The organism is Paraburkholderia sp. CNPSo 3281 (assembly GCF_024206515.1).
In the GTDB taxonomy this organism is placed as follows: domain Bacteria; phylum Pseudomonadota; class Gammaproteobacteria; order Burkholderiales; family Burkholderiaceae; genus Paraburkholderia; species Paraburkholderia nodosa.
Map to the genome: position 1 here is coordinate 12,688 of NZ_JAMBPS010000045.1, position 22,685 is coordinate 35,372.

Genomic DNA, 22,685 nt, shown 5'->3' on the forward strand with positions numbered 1-22,685 from the left:
AGGATGAGCATCATGAACCGTCGCACTCTCGTACTAACGATGGCCCTCGGGCTGATGGGCTTGCACGGCCCCGCGCAGGCGGCCGACCCCGAGGTTGTGAAGATCGGCTTCGCGGGGCCGCTCACCGGCCCGGTGGCGCGCGTCGGCAAGGACTTGCAGTACGGCGCGCAGCTCGCGATCGACGAGGAGAACGCGAAACATCCCGTGATTGGGGGCAAGCCGGTGAAGTACGTGCTCGACGTGCAGGACGACCAGGCCGATCCGCACGTGGCCGTACAGGTGGCGCAAAAGCTGGTGGACGACGGCGTGGTCGGCGTAATCGGCCACTACAACTCGGGTTGCAGCATTCCCGCTTCGACGGTTTATCACAACGCGAACGTCGCGATGATCACGCCGGGTTCCACGAACCCGGCGCTGACCCAGCAGGGCTACGCGAACGTGTTTCGCACCATGGGCAACGACGGGATAGGCGGCGTGATCGCCGGAAAGTTCGCGGTGGAGCAGTTGAAGGCGAAGCGCATCGGCATCATCGACGACCGCACGGCCTTCGGCCAGGGGCTCGCCGACGCGTTCGAGAAAGGCGCGAAGGGGGCCAACGGCAATATCGTCGATCGCGAGTTCACCAACGACAAGGCCGTCGATTTTCGCGCCATTCTCACGTCGCTCAAGCAGAAGAACGTCGACGTGATTTTCTTTGGCGGCCTCGACGAACAGGGCGCGATGCTCGCCAAGCAGATGCGCACGCTCGGCATGCCGGCGCGCCTCTTCGGCGCGGGCGCGCTGAAGAGCAATGCCTTCTTGCAGATCGCGGGCCCGGCGGGCGAGGGCACGCAGGACCTCGAGCCGGGGCCGGCGCTCGACAAGCTGCCTTCCGCGCAGGCATTCGCGAAGCGCTACAAGGCACGCTTCAATCAGGATGTCGAACTGTATGCGCCGTTCGCCTATGACGCCGCGCTCGCCATGCTCAAGGCGATTCGCGACGCCGATTCGCTCGACCGCGCGAAGATCGTCGCGAGCTTCCCGAAGGTGACGGTGGTGGGTGTGACGGGCAATATCGCGTTCGATCCGCACGGCGACCTCATCAAGCCGCCTTATACGCTCTTCGAGGTGCAGCAGGGCCAGTGGAAGAGCCTCAAGACGCTCGGGGGCAATGGCGTGTGAAGGGCGCGCGGGGCCGGGGCCTTTCACCGCGCGATCAGCAACTCGAACAGCGCGTGGAATGCGACCGGCTTCGTGAGATGCGAGTCGATACCGCTCATGCGCGAGCGCAGCCGGTCGGCGTGCTGGCCCCAACCCGTTAGCGCGATGATCTGCAGGCCGACGTAGCTCGGGCTTTGACGAATCTGCCGCGCGATTTCGTAGCCGTCCATGCCGGGCATGCCGATGTCGAGCACGACCGCATGTGGCACCGACTGCTCCAGTGCGCCGAGCGCGGCGGCGCCGTCGTAGACCACGCGAACTTGCGCGCCTTCGGCCGAGAGCACCATGGCGAGCGAATCGGCGGCGTCGCGGTTGTCGTCGACCACGAGAATGCGCTTGCCCGCGAGCGGCTTCGCGGCGCGCGACACGGTCGCCGGGGTCTCGCGCGCTTCGGCGGGCATTTGCTGCGAGAGCGGCAAGCGCACCGTGAAGGTGCTGCCTTTGCCGGGGCCGGCGCTCGCCGCCTCGACCGTGCCGCCATGCATGCGCACGAGATGGCGCACCATGGTGAGGCCAATGCCAAGACCGCCCTGGTTGCGCTCGGCAGGGCGGCTGACCTGCGTGAACATTTCGAATACCTGACCAATCTGCTCGGCCGACATGCCGATGCCCGTATCACTCAGCGTGACGACGACCCACTCGCTTTCGCGCATAGCGTCGAGCCGGATCTGGCCGCCCGTGTCGGTGTAGCGCGCCGCATTGTTGAGCATGTTCGCGAAGACCTGCGTGAGCCGCACGCGGTCGGCGTCGAGAACGAGCGGCGTGTCGGGCAGCGTGATGCTCAGTTCATGGTGCGCCTGATCGATCGCGGGACGGCTCGTTTCGATAGCATTCTCGATGATTTCCGCGAGCGCCACGGGCGCCTTCACGAGGCCGATCTTGCCGCGCGTGATGCGCGACACTTCCATCAGGTCGTCGATCAGCCGCACCATGTGATGCACCTGGCGATCGAGCATGTCGAGTATCGGCGCGGAGTCCGCGGGAAACGCACTGCGCCGGATGAGGTGCAGCGCATTGGCAATGGGCGCGAGCGGATTGCGCAGTTCGTGCGCGAGCGTCGCGAGGAATTCGTCCTTGCGCCGGTCGGCTTCCTTGAGCGCGTCTTCGGCGTTCACGGCTTCGGTCACGTCGATCGAGACACACACGTGGCCGCGAAACTCGCCGCTCGCGGAAAACCACGGCGCACAGCAGGTTTCGAACCAGTGCCAGCCCGCGTCCTTGATTTTCACGCGCAGCCGGCTCTGGAACGCGCAATGGTCGTGCTGCGCGGTCTGTAAGCGCGAAAGAAAGCCGGGCAGATCACGCGGATGCACGATGGTGTGCCAGCCGGTTTCGAGCAGTTGTCCTGGCGTGAGGCCGATCGCCGTGAGATAGCGCTGGTTCAGATAGACCGTGTTGCCCTGCGTGTCGATTTGCCAGATCAGCGCGGGCGACGCTTCGGCTAGCGCACGAAAGCGCGCCTCGCTCTCGCGCAGGGCTTCCTGGGCGCTGCGGCGGTCGTCCACGTCGATATTCATGCCCACCCACTTGCGCACCGTGCCGTCCGGATTCCAGATCGGCGCGGCGCGCACGTTGGTCCAGCGCCAGCCGCCCGTAGCGACGTGCAAGCGGAATTCCGCGTTCACCACACGCTGCGCCGCAATCGCGTCCTTCCATTGGCTCAACGCGTAGGCGCGGTCGTCGGGATGAACGGCGTTGGCCCAGCCTTCGCCGAGCCATTCTTCGCCGGGCTGGCCGGTGTATTCCGACCAGCCCGGCGAGACCGACTCGGCCTGACCTTGGGCATCGGCTTCCCACACCGCCTGCGCCAAGCCTTCCACCAATGCGCGAAAGCGCTCCTCGCTGTCCACGCATTCGGTTTCCGCGCGCTTGCGTTCCGTAATGTCCAGCGCGAATTCGGCGCACTTCGAGGCCATGCCCGTGCCCGAAAGCCGGGTGGGCGCGAAAAGGCCCCACCAGCGCGTGCCGTCCTTGCGGATCAACTGCCGCTCGTAGGGCTGCGTGCGTCCGGCGGTGGCGAGGTCGGTGACCGCGCGCGTCGTGACGCCGAGAAATTCGAGCGGCACGAGCCTGTCCCAGTGCGCCGCGGCGCGCAAATCCTCGCGGCTATAGCCGCTCATCTGTTCGAATGCGCCGTTGGCGTCGGCCATGGTGCCGTCGAGGTCGAAGAACAGCACGCCCACGGTTTCGATGGAAATGGCGGCCTGCAGGCGTGCTTCGCTCTCGCGCAGCGCGTCTTCGACCTGCTTGCGCTGCCCGGCTTCGTCGTGGAGCTTCGTGTTGATGTTCTGCAGCGTGCGCGTGCGTTCGGCCACCTGCTGCGCGAGATTGCGGCCAGCCTCCTGGGCGTCGCTCAGCGCGCTAGTCAACTGGTGCGCGGCGCTTGCGCAGGAGGCGAGGCTTTGCAGCAGGCGCGCGTCCTCGGCGTCGAAATGTCTTTCCTGGCCGTGCGTCACGGCCCAGACCGTGCCGACCACCGTGCCGTTGACGCGCCACGGCACGTGCAGCGCTTCGCATATGGGCGGATCGATCGCGCCGTACGAGGCAAAGCAGCGTGCGGGCCGGTCGAACAGGAGCATGGTGTTGCGCCCCTGCGTCACACCGCTCGCGCAGTCGTCGCCGGGAAGCGTCCGGTCCACTTCGCCGGACAGTTCGCCGGCCACCGCGCGCCAGCGGAACCGGGCCGTGGCGCCCTCGCGTTCGGTCACGCTCACGCCCGCCGACTCGGCGCGGCAAAGTGCGAGGGCGAGTCGCGCGAGCATCGGCAGTACACCTGAAGGATGGTTCGCCATTTCCTGCGTGAGCGCAGCAAGGGCACGGCTCTCGCCCTGGTAGTCGGGCAGTCGGTTCGGGCGGTTCACCAGAGCCTCGGTGATCAGCGTTTCCTCGACAGTGAGCACAGGTGCGCCGTCGTCTTGCATGCTGCCTCCGCTGTAGTCGTCCGCCGCGCCTCCATTCGCATCCTTGGTGCAAGGTGCGAACGCCGGCGGAGCCCATTGTCTTCATAAGGAAGCATCGCGTATTCCCGTAGACGAAATCCGCGAGGAACCAAGGCGTTTTGTTGCGTCCCCTTTGAGGGGCGCGCGCGCCGGGAGGGCGGCAAAGCGCGGCGGGCACTGCGTTTGCTTGAGAGCAGCACGATCTGGAAGGCGAGGAGGATGCGATCATGCCACGCGCGATATGGAAAGGTGCCGTCACTTTCGGGCTCGTGTATGTGCCGGTCGAAGTGTTCCCGGCTACGCAAAGCGAGCGTACCGGCTTCAATCTGCTCGATCGGCGCACGCTGGACCCGGTCGGCTACCAGCAAATCAACAAACGCACGGGCAAGCCAATCCAGCACGACGACATCGTGCGCGGCTACGAGTATAAAAAAGGCGCCTACGTGGTGATGTCCGAGGAGGAGATCAAGGCCTCGAGCCCTGAATCGACGCAGACGGTCGACTTGCTCGCGTTCGTGGCGGCAGCGCAGGTCTCCTTTCTCTACCTCGACACGCCGTACTGGCTCGCGCCCGACAAGCGCGCGGGCAAGACCTATGCGCTGCTGCGCGACGCACTTGCGGCGAGCGGCAAGATCGGCATTGCGAGCGTCGTGCTGCACAGCCGGCAGCATCTCGCGGCGCTTGTGGCGGCGGGCCCCGCGCTTGCGCTGCAAACGCTGCGGTGGGCCACCGAGGTGCGCGAGTTCGATGCGGTGAAGAGCCTGCCCAAGCGTGCAAAAGCCGCTGGCGTGAGCACGCATGAGTTGCAAATGCGCGCAAGCTCATCGACGACATGAGCACGGACTGGGACCCCGAAACGTATCGCGACACCTACCGCGACGCGATTCTCGAACTGGCCGGACGCAAGGCGCGCGAAGGCAAGGCGCACGAACTCGCTCAGGTCGAGGCGCCCGCGCCTGAGCGGCGTGGCGCGGATATCGTCGACCTTTCCGAACTGCTCAAGCGCAGTCTCGGCAAGCGCGGCGAGAGCGGCGCGAGTGCGGCGCACGGGAAACCGGCGCCGAAGCGCGGACGGCGCGCGGCGTGATGAACGCGACCGCGGCTCAGAGCGCAACAAGGGGCAAACGATGAAGCACAAGCTCGAAGTCTACGAACAGAAACGCCGCTTCGATGAAACGCCGGAGCCGCGCGGCAGGGCCGCTCGCCACAGCGCGCGACCCCGAGACGGTGAAGGGGCGTTCGTGATCCAGCGTCACGACGCGCGGCGGCTGCATTACGACTTTCGCCTCGAACTGGACGGCACGCTCAAATCGTGGGCCATTCCCAAGGGCCCGAGCCTCGACCCGACGGTGAAACGGCTCGCCGTGCATGTGGAGGATCATCCGCTCGAATATGGCTCGTTCGAAGGGCATATTCCCGAAGGCAGCTATGGCGCAGGCACGGTGGCGATCTGGGACCACGGCGTGTGGCGCCCCGAGGGCGGCTTGCGCGGCGCGCGCGAAGGCTATGCGCAAGGCAAACTCAAGTTCACGCTGGAGGGCGAGCGGCTGCACGGCGGCTGGGCGCTCGTGCGCAGCCCCATGCACGACGGCAAACGGGAGAGCTGGCTGCTCATCAAGCAGCGTGACGACGAGGCCGTGCCCGAAGACGAATTCCATGTCATCGAGGACAAACCTGCCGCGTCGAAAGCGTCGAAAGCGTCGAAGGCATCGAAAGCGTCGAAAGCGTCGAAAAAGCGCCCGCGGTCGGGCAACGGGGCCGCGAAGCAGGGGGCAGCGACGGCACTGGAAGGCGCGGTGCGCGCACCGCTGCCGGACACACTCGCCCCTGAACTCGCGACGCCCGCCGATGCCACACCCCACGGCGACACCTGGCTCTACGAATTGAAATTCGACGGCTACCGCGTGCTGGCGCGCATCGACCGGCACGCGCGCGGCAAGGGCGATGTGCGTATCTTCACTCGCGCCGGCAACGACTGGACGGCGAAGTTCCCGCGCCAGGTGGAAGCGCTGCGCGCGCTGAAGGTCGAATCGGCGTGGCTGGACGGCGAGGCCGTGGTGCTCGACTCAGCCGGCGTGCCCAACTTCCAGGCGCTGCAGAACGCGTTCGACGCGGGGCGCGCCGGCGACATCACGTTCTGGCTCTTCGATCTGCCCTGGCTCGACGGCGCGGACTTGCGCGACGTGGCGCTCGAGGCGCGGCGCGACAAGCTCTCGGCGCTGCTTGCCCAGAAGCCTCACGACGCGCTGCGTTTTTCGGAGGCCTTCGAAGGCGAGCCGCAGGCATTGCTCGAAGCCGCCTGCGAGGCGAATCTCGAAGGGCTCGTTGCCAAGCGGCGCGACAGCCCTTACACGTCCACGCGCAGCGCCGCGTGGCTCAAGCTGCGCTGCTCTCGGCGCCAGGAATTCGTGATCGGCGGCTATACGGAACCGAAGGGCAGCCGCGAGGGGTTCGGCGCGCTGCTGATCGGCGTGCATGGCGATGATGGCGCGCTGCAATATGCCGGCAAGGTGGGAACGGGTTTCGACGCAGCGCGGCTCGACGCGATTGCGGGCGAACTGCGTGCGCGCGAGTGCAAAACCTCGCCGTTCGCTGCGGTGCCGGCGGCCGAGCGTCGAGCGGGCGTGCACTGGGTGCGGCCCGAACTCGTGGCGGAGGTGCGCTTCAAGACCTGGACGAGCGCGGGCGTGGTGCGCCAGGCGTCGTTCGTCGGATTGCGCGCGGACAAGCCCGCGAAGGACATCGTGCGCGAAGGGCAGTCGTCGCCGGTGCTCGCGGCAGGCAGCGAGCGTGCAAAGAAGGTCGCAAAGCAAGCCTCAACGAGCGCGCCAAAAACGGCGAGCCGCACGCGCCGCGCCGCGCACGACGAAGCCGAGGTCGCCGGCGTGCGCATCACGCATCCCGAACGCGTGATCGACGCGCAAAGCGGACTGCGCAAGATCGATCTCGTTGAGTACTTCGAAGCGATTTCCACCTGGCTGCTGCCGCACGTCAAGGGGCGGCCCGTGGCCCTCGCGCGCGCGCCCAAGGGCGTGGGCGGCGAGCTTTTCTTCCAGAAGCACGCCAACGCGCTGCAGATTCCCCATGCCACGCAGCACGCCGGCCTCGATCCGGGCCATGCGCCGCTGCTCACGCTCGATTCCATCGAGGCGCTGGTCGGCGCGGCGCAGATGGACACGATCGAACTGCACACCTGGAATGCGCTCGCGGCGAGCATCGAAAAGCCCGACCGCATCGTCTTCGACCTGGACCCCGATCCCTCGCTCGCATGGGCGCGCATGCTCGAGGCCGCGCAGCTCACGCGCGAGCTGCTCGACGCGCTGGGCCTGCGGGCATGGTGCAAGACGAGCGGCGGGCGGGGCCTGCACCTGGTCGTGCCGCTCACGCGCCATGGCGGCTGGGCCGAGGCGAAGGACTTCGCGCGCGCGGTGGCGAGCCACATGGCGGCGACGCTGCCCGAGCGCTTCAGCGCGAAGATGGGGCCGCAAAACCGCAAGGGCCGCATTTTCGTCGACTACCTGCGCAACAACCGCGGCGCGAGCACGGCCGTGGCGTATGCGCCACGGGCGCGGCCCGGTCTCGGCGTCTCGGTGCCGGTGGACTGGGACGAACTGCACACGCTCACCAGTGGCGACCAGTGGAACGTCGCGAACGTGCGCGAGCGGCTCGAAGCGCTGCGTGTCGATCCGTGGCGCGACTACGGAAAGGCGCGCCAGCGCATTACGGCTTCTATGTGGAAACAACTCGACGCGAAGTGAAAGCGGATCGTCGGATGCCAACCAGGCTCGCCAGCTCGTTTCCGCGGCCAGCACGGCGGCGGCCGATGGCGGCGCGGCGGTGGCGGCGATAGTGGATACGATGTCGGCCATTCAGAACGGTCGAGATCACGGGCATGATCGAGGGCAGTGTTCGCTTGCGCAGCGCGAGCGCGAGCGCGGCGCGCGAAATCAAGGTGCTGATCGACGCATCGGTCGGGCAGGTGCGCGAGGGGTCGGCTCTCGGGGCAGGCACACCGGCTGTCGCAGGCGGTGTCGATTTTCCGGACCTGATTGTCCTTTTTTTACCCGCAATTGTCCTGAGACAATTATTTTCCGCCCCGTTTCTGAGCGACCATGAACGCTTACCGAGGAGCGGATCGAGATGGCGTGGGCGACGATTTCGGGCGAGTGGCGTGATGCGGTCGGGGCCGCGCACGGCGCGGAGTCCAAATACAAACGGCTGGTCAAGGCGATTGCACAGGACATCGAGCGCGGCGCGCTCGTTTCCGGCGTGCGCCTCGCGCCGCAGCGCGAGGTGGCAGCGGAACTGGGCGTGAGCGTGCAGACGGTCACCAATGCCTACAAGGAACTCGAAAGACAGGGCCTGATTCGCTGCGAGGTAGGGCGCGGCAGCTTCGTCGCCGCGCGCGTGACCGAGTCGATGTCGAACTATATTCTCGACACGGCCGAGCGCGAGATCGTCGACTTTTCCATTGCTCGCATCGTCCACACGCCGCAGCACGACGCCGCGTGGCGCGACGTGTGCGCCACGCTCGCCACGCTCGACGATCAGCCGTGGATTCGCTCGTTTCGCCCCATAGCGGGCTTCGAGCATCATCGCCAGGCGGGCGCGGCGTGGCTCGCCTCGCTCAACATGCCGGTGAAACCCGAATCGCTCCTCATCACCAATGGCGCGGCGCACGGCATTTTCCTCGCGCTCGCGTCCACGGTCGGCCCTGGCGACACCGTGCTCTGCGAAAGCCTCACGGACCACGGCGTGATCGGCTCGGCAAACGTGCTGGGTTTCACGCTCAAGGGGCTCGAAATCGACGAATACGGCATCCGTCCCGAGCATTTCGAGGAGATGTGCGACAGCGAGCGCGTGAGTGCGCTCGTGTGCACGCCGACTTTCAACAATCCCACCATGGCCGTTTTGCCCGATTCGCGCCGCCGCGCGATTGCGCGTATTGCCCAGCGTTATGGCGTGTACGTAATCGAGGACGATGTGTATGGCGCGCTGCCCGCGAAAGCCAACACGCCTGTCGCGAGCCTGATTCCCGAACTGGCGTTCTATTGCACGAGCATGACCAAATCGGTGCTCACCGGACTGCGCACGGGCTATCTCGCCATGCCGCGCCGGCTTGCGCTGCGCGTGGAAAGCGTGTTGCGCGTGAGCAGCTGGATGGCGACTTCGCCGATTGCGGAAATCGCCACGCGCTGGATCATGGACGGCACCGCGCGCCGCCTCGTGGAACTGCAGCGCGAGCGGCTCGCGGCGCGCCAGGCGATGGTGCGCGCGGCCTTGGGCGACTATGTGCTCGGCGCGCATCCCAACGCGCTTTCCGCCTGGCTGCGCGTGCCCGACTACTGGCAGGCGGACCGCCTCGTGCGCGAGTTGCGCAATCGCAAGATTGCCGTGACCTCGCCGGACCCATTTCTCGTGGGCGGCACGCAACGTCCCAATGCGGTGCGCATCAGCCTTGGCGCGGAAGCTTCGGACGCCGCATGCCGCAACGCGCTCCAGACCATGGCGGGCGTGTTCGAGCAGTATCCGCACGTGCACGATTTCAGCTAGGCGTTTTTCGTATGCCGCGATGGGCGCGGATTGTACCAGGACATTAGAAAGCCCGTTTTGGCTCATTAGACTGGATTGCACAGATTCACTGGAAGGAACGTGCATTTCATGTCGTCGCTTTCGCTTTCGTCACTCTCGCTTGCCGATGTCTACCGCGCGCGCCAGCGCCTCGCGGGCCGCGTAGCGCACACCCCGCTCGTGGCGTCTCCCGCCTTGTCGGCGCGCGTGGGCGTGCCGGTTTACTTCAAGCTCGAAACCGTGCAGCCCACGGGCAGCTTCAAGTTGCGCGGCGCGACCAATTCGGTGGCGCATCTCGCCGAGTCGGGCGTGAAGCGCGTCGTCACCGCGTCCACCGGCAATCATGGCCGTGCGCTCGCGTATGCGGCCCACGCGCTCGGCATGGAGTCGGCCGTGTGCATGTCGTCGCTCGTGCCGCCCAACAAGGTCGAAGCCGTGGCCGCGCTGGGCGCGCGCGTGGTGATCGCGGGCAAGAGCCAGGACGAGGCGCAGATCGAAGCGCAGCGCCTCATGCGCGAAGAAGACTATGCGTTCGTGCCGCCGTTCGACGACCTGCGCGTGATCGCCGGGCAGGCCACCATCGGCCTCGAAATTCTCGAAGCGCTGCCCGACACTGCGACCCTCGTGGTGCCGCTGTCGGGCGGCGGACTCTTCAGCGGCGTGGCCTTCGCGGCGAAGCAGATTCGGCCGGACGTGCGCGCCATCGGCGTTTCGATGGCGCGCGGTGCGGCCATGCACGCGAGCCTCGCGGCGGGTCATCCCGTCGACGTTGAGGAAAGCGAAACATTGGCCGACTCGCTGGGCGGCGGCATTGGTCTCGACAATCGCCACACCTTCGCGCTGACCCGAGCGCTGGCTGACGACGTCATCCTGCTCGGCGAGCCCTCGATCGTGCGCGGCGTGGCCCATGCGTACCGCGAAGAGCGTCTCGTGGTGGAAGGCGCGGGCGCGGTGGGCATGGCGGCGTTGCTCGACGGGCACATCGAGCGCAGCCAAGGCCCGATCGTGATCGTCGTGAGCGGCGCGAACATCGACATGACGGTGCACCGCCGCCTCGTGACGGAGGTTTGAAATGCATTCCGAGTTGTCACCCGAATTGCCACCTGAGTTGCCGCCGGTTACGTTGCTAGGCGCCGGGCAATTGCGCGAACTGGTCCCGCTCGATCTTGCGGCTGTCGATCAGATCGAGTCCGCATTCGTTGCGCTCGCAACCGAAGCCGTTGTCATGCCGCCCGTTCTCAACCTTGCGCTGCCCGAGCGGCATGGCGAGGTCGATGTGAAGACGGCGTATCTGCCGCGCTTCGAGCAGTTCGCCATCAAGATCAGCCCCGGCTTTTTCGATAATCCCTCGCTCGGCCTGCCGAGCCTGAACGGGCTGATGCTGGTGCTGTCGGCGCGCACAGGTCTTACCGAAGCCGTGCTGCTCGACAACGGTTATCTGACTGCCGTGCGCACCGCCGCGGCGGGTGCCGTGGCCGCGCGCTGGCTTGCGCGTCCCGACGCGCGCCATGCGGCGATCATCGGCGCGGGCGAGCAGGCGCGCCTGCAGCTCGATGCGCTCATGCTGGTGCGCAAGATCGACAGCGTGAGCGTCTGGGCCCGCGATGCGGCGCGGGCTTCCGACTTCGCCGCCGACGCCGAACGCCGCCACGGCGTACGCGCGCGGGTTGCCGCTTCGGTGCACGACGCGCTCGCGCAGGCCGACGTGGCCGTGACGACCACCCCGAGCCGCACACCGCTCGTTCACGCGGCGGATCTGCCCGCCGGTTTGCACCTCACGGCCATGGGCTCCGACGCCGAGTACAAGAACGAACTCGCGCCCTCGGTGTTCGAATCAGCGCGCTATGTCTGCGACCGCTTGCAGCAAACGCGCGTGCTCGGCGAACTGAGGCACGCGATCGAAGCGCACAAGGTCGCGCCCGATCGCGGCTTCGCGGAGTTAGGCGAAGTGATCGCGGGCCGCCGCAAGGGCCGCGTACACGCAAACGACATCACGATCTGCGACCTCACCGGCACCGGGGCGCAGGACACCGCCATTGCCGTTCTTGCCTTGCAGCGCGCCCGCGCGACCGGTGCGGGCGCGGTGTTTCACAACGCAGTCACGCCTTGAGAGGGAAAGATGTCCGCAGCAACTGAAAAGAGTGAGGTGGCGCCGCGCCTCGTGTTCGCACGCAGCGAATACGACGCGCGCATTGCGAAGACGCGCCGCGCGATGCAGGACGAAGGCATCGATCTGCTGATCGTCACGGACCCGACCAACATGAACTGGCTGACTGGCTACGACGGCTGGTCGTTCTATGTCCATCAATGCGTGCTGCTGACCATGGACGGCGAACCCGTCTGGTTCGGTCGCGGGCAGGACGCGAACGGCGCGAAGCGCACGGCGTTCATGTCGCACGGCAATATCATTGGCTATCCTGATCATTACGTTCAGTCGCCCGTGCGTCACCCCATGGACTACCTGAGCACGGAAGTCATCGCCGCGCGCGGCTGGGACACGCTGTGCATTGGCGTGGAGATGGACAACTACTACTTCAGTGCGGCGGCCTACGCGTCGCTCCAGCGCCATTTGCCCAAGGCGCGCTGGGTGGATGCCACCGCGCTCGTGAACTGGCAGCGCGCGGTGAAGTCGCTGCGCGAGATCGAGTACATGCGAGTTGCGGCGCGCATTGTCGAGAAAATGCACGCGCGCATTCTCGACGTGGTCGAGCCGGGCATGAGGAAGTGCGACCTGGTTGCGCAGATCTATGAAGCGGGCATTACGGGCGTGGAAGGCCACGGCGGCGACTATCCCGCCATCGTGCCGCTCCTGCCCACCGGCGCCGATGCCGCCGCCCCGCACCTCACGTGGGACGACTCGGCATTCACGGCGAACGCGGGCACGTTCTTCGAGATCGCGGGCTGCTACCACCGCTATCACTGCCCGCAGTCGCGCACCGTCTATCTCGGCAAGCCGCCAAAGCACTTTCTCGATGCGGAGAAAGCCGTGGTGGAAGGCATCGAGGCAGGGCTCGCCGCTGCGAAGCCCGGCAACGTGTGCGAAGACATCGCCAATGCGTTCTTTGCGGTGCTGCGCAAATCGGGCATCGAGAAGAACAGCCGCTGCGGCTATCCCATCGGCGCGAGCTTTCCGCCCGACTGGGGCGAGCGCACCATGAGCCTGCGCCCGGGCGACCGCACGGTCCTCGAACCCGGCATGACGTTTCACTTCATGCCGGGCCTGTGGCTCGACGACTGGGGCCTCGAAATCACCGAAAGCATCCTCATTACCGAAACCGGCGTCGAAACGTTCTGCACCACGCCGCGCAAACTGTTCGTGAAGGAGTAGGGCCGATGCGTGCGTCACCGATTACGCCGACCGTCGATTACGACGCCAATGGCGTGCAACACGGCTTTTTGAGGCTGCCTTATTCGCGCGACGATTCCGCGTGGGGGGCGATCATGATTCCGCTCACCGTCGTCAAGCACGGCGAGGGGCCGACCGTGCTGCTCACGGGTGGCAATCACGGCGACGAATACGAAGGGCCGATCGCGCTCGCCAAGCTGGCGGGCTCGCTGCAGCCCGCGGACGTGAACGGCCGCGTGATCATCGTGCCTTACATGAACTATCCCGCGTTTCGTGCGGGCACGCGCACCTCGCCTGTCGACGCGGGCAATCTGAACCGCAGCTTTCCGGGGCGCCCCGACGGCAGCGTGACCGAAAAGATCGCCGATTACTTCCAGCGTGAATTGCTGGCGCGCGCCGATTACGTGCTCGATATTCACGCGGGCGGGCGCACGCTCGACTTCGTGCCGTTCGCGGCGATTCACGTGCTGCCCGACGGCGATCAGCAGGCGCGTTGCGAGCGTGCGATGCGTGCGTTCGGCGCGCCGTACTCCATGCGCATGCTGGAACTCGACAGCGTCGGCCTGTTCGACAGCGCCGTGGAGGAAGCGGGCAAGGTGTTCGTTTCGACCGAACTGGGCGGCGGCGGCACTTCCACCGCGCACAGCGTGGCGATTGCGGATCGCGGCGTGCGCGGTTTTCTTGCGCACGCCGGCGTCATCGAGCGCAAGGCCAGCGAGAGCAGCGTCGGCCCGCGCACGACCACCTTGCTCGACATGCCCGACGGCACCTGCTACACCACGAGCGAGCATCGCGGCATGCTGGAGATGTGCCGCGATCTCGGCGATACCGTCGAGGCGGGCGAGGTGCTCGCACGCGTGCACGACATCGACCGCACCGGCGCGCGCGCCGTGGAATATCGCGCGCAATGCGGGGGGCTGCTGGCGGCGCGTCATTTCCCTGGTCTCGTGCAGGCGGGCGACACCGTGGCCGTGGTCGCCGACGTCGTCGAACGCAACCTGCCCGTGGCGGCATGAGCGCGCCGTGATCAAGCTCGACCGTTACGACCTCGCCATCCTGCGCATCCTTGAGCGCGATGGCCGCATCACGAAATCGAAGCTCGCCGAAGAGGTCAATCTTTCGATTTCACCGGCCTGGGAGCGCGTGCGCAAGCTCGAGGAAAGCGGCGTGATACGCGGCTATCACGCCGAGGTGGACTGGGTAGGCGCGATGCGTGGCAGCCGTATCGTCGTGGAAGTGACGCTATCGCGCCATACCGCGCCCGACATGCGGCGCTTCGAAGAGCGCGTGAGCGCGGCCGAGGAAGTCATGCAGTGCTACGCCACGGGCGGCGGGGTGGACTACGTGCTGCACGTGATGGCGCGCGACATCGACCATTACCAGCGCTTTATCGATGCACTGCTGATGGAGGATCTCGGGATCGAACGCTACTTCACCTATATCGTGACGAAGGTGGTGAAGTGCGCGCCCAGCCACGCGCCTGCTTGGGCCCTGGAGAGCGCGTGAATTTTTCGCGCCCGCGCGCGGCGGTTCCGAAAAAAGCGTAAGTGCGCAGGGCTGAGAACCAAAAAATCGCGATGCTGTCGGCCCCAGAATGGATTGCATATCGAAAGACCTGACAAGGAGTAGACGAGATGCTGCCAGGACACCCCATTCTGTTCAAATCGCTGTGCTACGTGGACGGCCGCTGGGTGCATAGCGACAGCGCGGCCACCGCGGCCGTGCAGAACCCTGCGGACCAGTCGGTGATCGGCCACGTGCCCATGCTCGTCCGCGCACAGATCACCGGTGCAGTCGACGCCGCACAGCGCGCATTCGAATCGTGGCGCTGGGTCTCGCAAGCGCTGCGCAGCGCGGCGCTCCTGCGCTGGCACGAGCGGATCGTGCGGCATCAGGAGGATCTGGCGGCGCTGCTCTCGCTGGAGCAGGGCAAGCCGCTGGCCGAATCGCGCGGCGAAATCCGCTATGCGGCGAGCTTTGTCGAATGGTATGCGCATGAGGCGAAACGCCTGGCAGGCCGTACGATTCCCACCCATATCGACGGTGCGCACCTGGGTACGGTGATGGAACCGGTAGGGGTCGCGGCGCTCATCACGCCATGGAATTTTCCGGTGGCGATGATCACGCGCAAGGCCGCCGCTGCGCTCGCCGCAGGCTGCACGGTCGTCGTGAAACCCGCGCACGAAACGCCGTATTCGGCGCTCGCCTTGGCGCAACTCGCGGAGGAGGCGGGCTTTCCGGCGGGCGTCTACAACGTGGTGCTCGGCGAGCCGCAAATGGCGATGGAAACGCTGGTGAGCGACACGCGCGTGCGTGCCGTGAGTTTCACGGGGTCGACGCGGGTGGGCTCGCTCGTCACGCAGGCGGCGGCGCGCGCGGGTATCAAGAAGGTCGCGCTGGAGCTGGGCGGCAACGCACCGTTCATCGTCACGGAAGACGCCGATCTCGAGCAGTCCGTAAGGATTGCCGTGGGCGCGAAATTCCAGACCTCGGGCCAGGACTGCTGCGCGGCGAACCGTATTTTCGTGGCGCGGCCGCTTTACGAAGCGTTCGTCGAGCGCTATGCGACAGCGGTGCGCGCGCTCAAGACCGGCCCCGCATTCGAGAAAGAGGTGGACGTGGGCCCGCTCATGCATCAGGCCGCGTTCGACAGCACGGCCGCGCGCGTGGCGGATGCACGCGAGAAGGGCGCGCGCATCGTGGCGGGCGGCCAGCCGCATGCGCTGGGCGGCTGGTACTACGAGCCCACCGTGATCGCGGATGCCGCGTCCGGCATGCGCGTGTACGACGAGGAAAACTTCGCGCCCATTTCGGCGGTCTGCCCGTTCGACACGCTCGACGAAGTGATCGCCAAGGCGAACGACACGGAATATGGCCTCGCGGCCTACGTGTGCGCGACGCGCATGGACACGATTTTCCAGTTGGTTCGGCGGCTCGACTTCGCGATGGTCTCGGTGAACGGCGTGAAGTTCACGGGCGCGCCCATTCCATTCGGCGGCATGAAGGCCTCGGGCCTTGGCCGCGAAGGTGGCGCGGAGGGCTTCGAGCCCTTCGTGGAAACCAAATATTTTTGCCTTGGCAATCTCGGCCTGCCGCTCGCGGCCATGGCCTGAACCGGAAACAGGAGGACAACATGACTCAACGCATCGACGCACTCTTCGAGCAGGACCGCGCGCACTTCATGCACCCGTCCACGCACGCCTACGACCACGAGAGCGGCGCGCTGCCGGGCAAGATCGTACGCGGCGGCAAGGGCATCCGCATCGAGGACCACCAGGGCAAGCAGTATATCGATGCCTTCGCGGGTCTCTACTGCGTGAATATCGGCTATGGCCGCACCGAAGTCGCCGACGCCATGTACGAGCAGGCGAAGCAGCTCGCGTACTACCACACTTATGTGGGCCATTCGTCGGACGCGATCATCGGGCTGTCGTCGCGCATCATCGACTGGGCGCCTGCCGGCATGAAGAAGGTGTACTACGGCATGTCCGGTTCGGATGCGAACGAAACGCAGGTCAAGATCGTCTGGTACTACAACAACGTGCTGGGCCGCCCGAACAAGAAGAAGATCATCTCGCGCGATCGCGGCTATCACGGCTCGGGCATCGTTACGGGCAGCCTCACCGGCCTGCCGAGCTTCCATCAGCATTTCGATCTGCCGATCGACCGCGTGAAGCATACGGTCTGCCCGCACTGGTATCGCAAGGCGCCCGCGGGCATGAACGAGGCGCAGTTCGTCGCGTACTGCGTGGAGGAGCTCGAAAAGCTGATCGCGCGTGAAGGCGCGGACACGGTCGCCGCGTTCATCGCCGAGCCGGTGATGGGCACGGGCGGCATCATCGAGCCGCCCAAAGGCTACTGGCCGGCGATCCAGGCGGTGCTGCGCAAGCACGACATCCTGCTGATCTCCGACGAGGTGGTGTGCGGTTTCGGGCGTCTGGGCTCGAAGATGGGCGCGCAGCACTTCGGCATCGAACCGGATCTCATCACGGTCGCGAAGGGCCTCACGAGCGCGTATGCGCCGCTTTCCGGCGTGATCGTGGGCGAGAAGGTCTGGGACGTGATCGCGCGCGGCTCGCAGGAGCACGGGCCGATGGGGCACGGCTGGACCTATTCGGGGCACCCAGTGTGTGCCGCCGCGGCGCTCGCCAATCTGGCGATCCTCGAGCGCGAAAAGCTCGTGGAGAACGCCGCTCAGGTCGGTTCGTACTTCGGTGCGAAGCTGCGCGAGGCGTTCGGCGCGCACCCGCTCGTGGGCGAGGTGCGCAGCGTGGGCATGCTCGCGGCGCTGGAGTTCATGGCAGACAAGGAAGCGCGCAAGCCGTTCGACCCGGCGCTGAAGATCGGGCCGAAGGTGTCGGCGGCGGCGCTGCAGCGCGGCGTGATCGCGCGCGCCATGCCGCATGACGACATCCTGGGCTTTGCGCCGCCGCTCGTCATGACGCGCGCGGAGGCCGACGAGATCGTCGGGATCGTCAAGCAGGCCGTGGACGAGGTGGCCGAGCGCAGTCTGGTAGCGGGGTGAGCCGCAGAGCGCGTGTCAACAATAGACGGTTCAACGCCACGAGCCGCCGTACGCGAGTACGGCGGCTTTTTTGTTCCCGCTGGGCTTGCGCAGGTGTTGCTTTTCGGTCGCTTGCGCTCGCGCAAGAGGCCGTAAAACCGTTGCCTGACAAGGCTCAAAGCGCTGCGGTTCTGGCGCGCGGCATTTTGCCACCGCATTGACGCACGCGCATGGTGTGACAATGCGTCGAAATCTTAAAAAATGTTAAAGAAGGAGTCGTTCGATGCTCTCACCCGTCGCAGGATCGGCTATCGTCGTGCGCCAAAGCAGCCGCGCTCCTCTCGCCGGAACGCCACCCAGCGCACGCTGTTCGGGGTGCTCCATGCGCCATCTTTGCATGCCGCAAGGTCTGCCGGCAGAAGACCTGCCGAAGCTCGAGGCGCTGATCTGCGGGGCGCGCAAGGTGCGCCGCGGCGAGGCGCTGTATCGCTCGGGCGACCGCTTCGACAGCCTCTACGCCGTGCGCTCCGGCTCGCTCAAGACGCTGATCGTTAACCGCGACGGCCGCGAGCAGATCACCGGGCTGCGTCTCGCGGGCGACGCGCTGGGGCTCGACGGCATCGCCACCGACGTGCACGTGTTCAGCGCCGTTGCGCTCGAAGACAGTTCGATTTGCACGCTTCCCTACGCGGCGCTCAAGGGCTTGTGCCGCGAAAGCGGCACGATGCAGGACCGGCTGCACCGGCTCATGGGCGACCAGTTCAACCAGGAAGCCTCGCAGATGATGGTGCTGGGCTCGCTCACCGCCGAAGAACGGGTGGCCGCCTTCCTGCTCGACGTGTCGTCGCGCAACTGGCAGCGCGGCTATTCGCAGGCGGAGTTCCGTCTGCGCATGTCGCGCGAGGACATGGGCAGTTACCTCGGCATCACGCTCGAAACCGTGAGCCGGATCCTGTCGCGCTTCCAGAAGCGCGGCCTGATCGACGCGCAGGGTAAGCTGATCCGCATCTGCGATATCGAGGGGCTGCAGACGGTTTGAGCGGGCCGCTGACGCGGCAGCCATCGAACTTCCGATGACTGCCGCAGCGAGCCGCGCCTTGCGCGGCTTCCAACCTCTCCTTACTTCTCGTCGAGACCCAGCCCCGGCAGGCGATGCGTGCCTTCGAGCTGGACCGCATGCAGCAGATGCGGATCCAGGTCGAGCGCGCTCAGGATCGTCGGTGCGACCTGGGTCGTGAAGACGTAGTGGTCGTCCGTGCGGCCGGCGTGGTGAATGCCGGGGAACGAGACGACGAGACCCAGATGGCTGTCGTCGGGGGCGTTGCCGCCGTGCTCTTCGTCCTTCGCCGTGCTCGACGTATAGATCACGCCCGGGTTCGGCTGCACGATGATGTCCGGCGTGCGGCCGTTCGACGGATTGCCGAACCAGTCGGCAAGGCGGTCGCCGGTGAGGATGTACGCCTGCGGACCGTCCGCGCAAATGCCCGGCGCGTTACAGCTCAGGTTCGCCTGCAGCGTCTTCACCACGGCGTCCTTCTGGCTCTGATCGCGCAGCCAGATCAGGCCCACGTCGTCGGTCTGCACCATGCCGGTGCCCGGGAGGCCCGAGCCGTCGTTCAGGTTGCCCGTCTTCGTGCTGTTCTGGCCGAAGTTGCCGTTCGGGTCCAGGTAGTTGTTGGCTTCGAGCAGCTTCGTGAGCGTGTCGCCGTTCTTCACCAGCTTCGAGTGATCGGTCGGCGACTGGCCGTGCTTGGCCGTCACGATGATGAGCGTCGACGAGTACAGGTTGCGCTGCTTCAGTTCCTGCACCACGCGCCCGAGCGAGTTGTCCAGATACGTGATGGCCGCGGCGACCTGCGGGCCGGGCGTGAAGTCCGCGTCGAGATAACCGCCTTGTTTCGCCACCGGCGACTTCTGCGCGACGCTAAGCGTCTGGAAGTTCGCGCCGAACATCGTGGGCACCGGCGCGCTCGTCTTGCCCGTCGAGTCGAGGCCGTCGATCTCGTTGATCAGCGCCTGCACGTGGATGTTGTCGAAGACTTCGGTATGCGTGTAGGTGTCCAGATAATACATGCCGGTCTTCGGATCGATCGAATTGATCTCGGTGCGCGCCAGATCGTCCACGCCCTTGCCCGAAGGCCCGTTGACCCAGTCGTAGCCCCAGGCATGCTTGTCCGCCCACGCGGTGCGCGCGCCGTGGATGTTCTGCTTGATGACTTCGAAGACGGTGTTCGTCTTGATGTAATTGTGCGGGTACACGGGCGTGCAAACGCCGTTGACCTTCGCGTAGGGAATGGCTTGCGGATTGAACGCGCCGCCGCCGTCGAGGTGGATCAGCGCGCCGCCGTTCTCTCCGTCGATGCCGGTCGTTTCATCGAATACGACGTTCCAGCCTTGCGGGCCCTTGCACTGCGAATCGAGCGGTGCGTAGAGGGTACGGTCATATGACACGTCATAGAAGAGGCCCGCGCTCTTCGGCGATCCGCCCGTCACCAGTGCCGTAAGGCCCGGGAACGAGTCGGACAGATGCGGCGTATGGGCGTTCGTGTAGGTCACGCCCGACTTCGCGAGCAGCGCGAGGTTGGGGCACGCATTGCTGCCGATGCAACGAGCCACATCCTGTTCATGCAGGCCGTCGAAACTGATGAGCAGGACGTGCTTCACGTCCTTCATGTCGCCTGCGTAAGCCGTTGTGTGCACACCCGCAAGTGCCATCGCACCCGCGCCAACGACTGCGCCTAACCGCGACCACCGGCTCGTATTCTCCATCTTTCACCTCGTTTTTTGTATTGCATTTGTGGGGACCTGCGCACAGCCCGAGCAATGTGGGGCTGGAAAGCGAATCTCTCGTGACGGCATGCTTTCATCTTGCCGTCAGTTGTTATCAGTTGTTGCAAGACGCGTTTGCGAACGAGTGAAGTGAGGGTTTTCGCGGGTGTAGACTCTTGCATTCGAGCGTTCGCGGTTCGCGGTGCAATGCTCGTATGCGGCGCTCGTTAAGAGTGAGTTCCATTCAGTCCATTCCGGGCATCACATAATCGAATCCAGAGGGAACGTCATGGCAAAGGATGAAATCGTCTGGGGCATCCTGGGTACGTCGAAGATCAACGATAAGGTCGTCGTGCCCATGCACCACGCACCGAAGTGCCGCGTTAAAGCGGTTGCTTCGCGTTCAGCGGAGAAGGCCCAGGCTGCCGCGGCGAAATATGGACTCGCGCACGCGTACGACAGTTACGAGGCGCTACTGGCAGACCCGGAAATCGACGCGGTCTATATACCGTTGCCCAATCACCTTCACGTGGAGTGGGCGATCAAGGCCGTCGAGGCGGGCAAGCATGTGTTATGCGAAAAGCCGGTCGGGCTCGATGCGCAACAGGCGCAACGATTGATCGCCGCGCGCGACAAGAGCGGGCGGTGCATCCAGGAAGCCTTCATGGTGCGCACGCATCCGCAGTGGCTCAAGGTGCGGGCGTTGATCGAAGAGGGCGCGATAGGCGAATTGCGGGCGGTGACCGGCGGCTTTACCTACTACAACACCAATGCGCAGGACATTCGTAACCATAGCGAAATGGGCGGCGGCGGCTTGCTGGATATCGGCTGTTATCCCATCACGACGTCGCGCCTCATTCTCGGGCGTGAGCCGAAGCGCGTGGTCGCGCTGATGGAGCGCGACGCGTCGTTCGAAGTGGACCGCCTTGGCTCCGTTCTGATGGATTTCGATGGCGTGCAAGCGAGCTTCTTTTATTCCACCCAGATTCATCCTTACCAGCGCATGCAGTTTCATGGCACGACCGGGCGCGTCGAGGTCGAGATTCCATTCAATGCACCCAATGACCGACCGACGCGGCTGATGTTGAGCAAGCAGGGAGAGGCCGATCGCTGGCTGGAATTGCCGGTATGCGATCAATACGGCGTGGCAGCGACGGTTTTCGCCGAGGCGATACTGACCGGCACGCCGCAGGCGATCGCGCTGGAAGACGCCTGCGCGAACATGCGCGTGATCGACGCCGTGTTCTGCTCGGCGCGCTCGGGCGCGTGGGAGAGCATCGCTTGACGTCGAAGTACCGCGGGTGGGTTCAACGCCCCCTGGTTTGAACCGCACCCGCCTTGCGGCTCTTCACGTGGTCGATGAATGCGCGCAGCTTGGGCATGATCTGGCGGCGGCTCGGATAGCAGAGAAACACGCCCGGCAGCATCGGCGCGCAGGCGTCGAGCACGCGCACGAGTTTGCCCGCTTTCACCGCCTCGGAAACCATCGGCTCGGGTAGCTGCGCGAGGCCTATGCCTTCCAGCGCCGCGCCCATCATGGTCGGGAAATCGCTGGCGATCAGCGGTCCGGAGACGGCGATCTCCATGGCGTGCCCGTGGTCGTCGAAAGACCATGAGGCCAGCGCGCCGTTGGAGCGCCGCCAGCGCAAGCAGGCGTGCTCGCGCAGATCCTCTGTGTGGCGGGGCCGTTTGTTGGCGGAAAAATAGGCAGGACTACCGACGACAACGAGCCGGAACGGCGGCGTCAGCGGCACCGCCACCATGTCGGCGGCGACGAGTTGACCGAGCCGGATGCCGGCATCGAAGCCTTCCGCCGCGAGATCGACCACTTCCTTGCTCACGGCGATTTCCACCTCCACTTCGGGATAAGCCTGGCAGAACGAAGCGAGCAGTGGCTCGAGCAGCAGCGGGACGACCGCGCGCGGCACGGAGAGCCGCAACAAGCCCGTGGGGCGCTGGCCGAGGTCGCGCGCGACTTCGCTCGCGGCGACCAGTTCCTCGAAGGCGGGCTTTGCGCGCGAAAGAAACCGTTCGCCGGCTTCGGTCAGGCCGACGCTGCGCGTGGTGCGCACGAAAAGCGCCGCGCCAATGCGCTCTTCGAGCACACGCACTGCCTGGCTGATGGCCGAAGGCGTCACCCCGAGGTCCGCTGCCGCCTTGCGAAAACTGCGGTGCCTGGCAACGCTCAGGAACGCCTCCACGCCATCGAGCGCACCTTGCCTGACTGTGAAGTTCTGCTTCATAGCGCATCAACATTGTGATGAATAGTCGCTCGCGGGAAACGATGGTACACCTAACGTGCCGGCCGATGACGCGCGCAAACCGCGTCGCACGCAGGCAGGATCCACGCGAAGTC

Annotated in this window: 17 protein-coding genes; 14 read left to right on the forward strand and 3 right to left on the reverse strand. The window is 65.8% G+C overall.

Features of this window, described 5'->3' with window-relative positions; translation table 11 throughout:
• The first annotated feature begins 12 nt into the window (after positions 1–12).
• Positions 13–1,161, forward strand: a complete 1,149-nt coding sequence (locus M3I56_RS30670) for a branched-chain amino acid ABC transporter substrate-binding protein (RefSeq protein ID WP_254357140.1) — start codon at positions 13–15, stop codon at positions 1,159–1,161.
• A gap of 23 nt (positions 1,162–1,184) precedes the next feature.
• Here the strand turns inward: M3I56_RS30670 and M3I56_RS30675 are convergent, their stop codons facing one another.
• Positions 1,185–4,121 (reverse strand): PAS domain S-box protein, encoded by a 2,937-nt coding sequence (locus M3I56_RS30675; RefSeq protein WP_254357141.1) that lies wholly within the window; start codon positions 4,119–4,121, stop codon positions 1,185–1,187.
• A 245-nt stretch (positions 4,122–4,366) separates the two neighbouring features.
• Between M3I56_RS30675 and M3I56_RS30680 the strand changes: the two genes are divergently transcribed.
• The 12 genes from M3I56_RS30680 to M3I56_RS30730 all read left to right on the forward strand — a co-directional run bounded on the left by M3I56_RS30680 (position 4,367) and on the right by M3I56_RS30730 (position 18,599).
• On the forward strand, positions 4,367–4,975 hold the full coding sequence (locus M3I56_RS30680) for a Ku protein (protein WP_375541815.1): 609 nt from the start codon (positions 4,367–4,369) through the stop codon (positions 4,973–4,975).
• Positions 4,972–5,226: a hypothetical protein gene (locus M3I56_RS41745; RefSeq protein WP_375541816.1), complete on the forward strand. Its 255-nt coding sequence runs from the start codon at positions 4,972–4,974 to the stop codon at positions 5,224–5,226. Before M3I56_RS30680 ends, M3I56_RS41745 begins: the two co-directional genes overlap by 4 nt.
• A 40-nt stretch (positions 5,227–5,266) precedes the next feature.
• Positions 5,267–7,897, forward strand: a complete 2,631-nt coding sequence (gene ligD, locus M3I56_RS30685; RefSeq protein ID WP_254357142.1) for a DNA ligase D — start codon at positions 5,267–5,269, stop codon at positions 7,895–7,897.
• Positions 7,898–8,279: 382 nt separating this feature from the next.
• Entirely contained in the window at positions 8,280–9,692 is a 1,413-nt protein-coding gene (locus M3I56_RS30690) for a PLP-dependent aminotransferase family protein (RefSeq protein WP_254357143.1), read from the forward strand.
• 108 nt (positions 9,693–9,800) lie between these two features.
• Positions 9,801–10,781: a hydroxyectoine utilization dehydratase EutB gene (gene eutB / locus M3I56_RS30695; RefSeq protein WP_254357144.1), complete on the forward strand. Its 981-nt coding sequence runs from the start codon at positions 9,801–9,803 to the stop codon at positions 10,779–10,781.
• Position 10,782: 1 nt separating this feature from the next.
• Positions 10,783–11,820, forward strand: a complete 1,038-nt coding sequence (locus M3I56_RS30700; protein WP_254357145.1) for a cyclodeaminase — start codon at positions 10,783–10,785, stop codon at positions 11,818–11,820.
• 9 nt (positions 11,821–11,829) lie between these two features.
• The gene (doeA, locus tag M3I56_RS30705) at positions 11,830–13,038 is read left to right on the forward strand and encodes an ectoine hydrolase DoeA (RefSeq protein ID WP_254357146.1); all 1,209 of its coding nucleotides are present in this window, start codon (positions 11,830–11,832) and stop codon (positions 13,036–13,038) included.
• Positions 13,039–13,043: 5 nt separating this feature from the next.
• Positions 13,044–14,072, forward strand: coding sequence for a N(2)-acetyl-L-2,4-diaminobutanoate deacetylase DoeB (doeB, locus tag M3I56_RS30710; protein ID WP_254357147.1), 1,029 nt, complete (start codon positions 13,044–13,046; stop codon positions 14,070–14,072).
• 7 nt (positions 14,073–14,079) lie between these two features.
• Positions 14,080–14,562, forward strand: coding sequence for an Lrp/AsnC family transcriptional regulator (locus M3I56_RS30715; RefSeq protein ID WP_254357148.1), 483 nt, complete (start codon positions 14,080–14,082; stop codon positions 14,560–14,562).
• 128 nt (positions 14,563–14,690) lie between these two features.
• Positions 14,691–16,169 carry an NAD-dependent succinate-semialdehyde dehydrogenase gene (locus M3I56_RS30720; RefSeq protein WP_254357149.1) on the forward strand — a complete coding sequence of 493 codons (1,479 nt, stop codon included), beginning with the start codon at positions 14,691–14,693 and terminating at the stop codon, positions 16,167–16,169.
• Positions 16,170–16,189: 20 nt separating this feature from the next.
• A complete protein-coding gene (locus M3I56_RS30725; protein WP_254357150.1) occupies positions 16,190–17,581 on the forward strand; it encodes an aspartate aminotransferase family protein in 1,392 nt (463 codons plus the stop codon).
• 262 nt (positions 17,582–17,843) lie between these two features.
• Positions 17,844–18,599 (forward strand): helix-turn-helix domain-containing protein, encoded by a 756-nt coding sequence (locus tag M3I56_RS30730; protein WP_375541817.1) that lies wholly within the window; start codon positions 17,844–17,846, stop codon positions 18,597–18,599.
• 80 nt (positions 18,600–18,679) lie between these two features.
• Here the strand turns inward: M3I56_RS30730 and M3I56_RS30735 are convergent, their stop codons facing one another.
• A complete protein-coding gene (locus M3I56_RS30735; RefSeq protein ID WP_254357152.1) occupies positions 18,680–20,329 on the reverse strand; it encodes an alkaline phosphatase family protein in 1,650 nt (549 codons plus the stop codon).
• A gap of 289 nt (positions 20,330–20,618) precedes the next feature.
• Here M3I56_RS30735 and M3I56_RS30740 point away from each other — a divergent pair, with 289 nt between their 5' ends.
• Positions 20,619–21,614 (forward strand): Gfo/Idh/MocA family protein, encoded by a 996-nt coding sequence (locus M3I56_RS30740; RefSeq protein ID WP_254357153.1) that lies wholly within the window; start codon positions 20,619–20,621, stop codon positions 21,612–21,614.
• Between the two features lie 22 nt (positions 21,615–21,636).
• Here the strand turns inward: M3I56_RS30740 and M3I56_RS30745 are convergent, their stop codons facing one another.
• A complete protein-coding gene (locus M3I56_RS30745) occupies positions 21,637–22,572 on the reverse strand; it encodes a LysR family transcriptional regulator (protein ID WP_254357154.1) in 936 nt (311 codons plus the stop codon).
• Between the last annotated feature and the right edge of the window lie 113 nt (positions 22,573–22,685).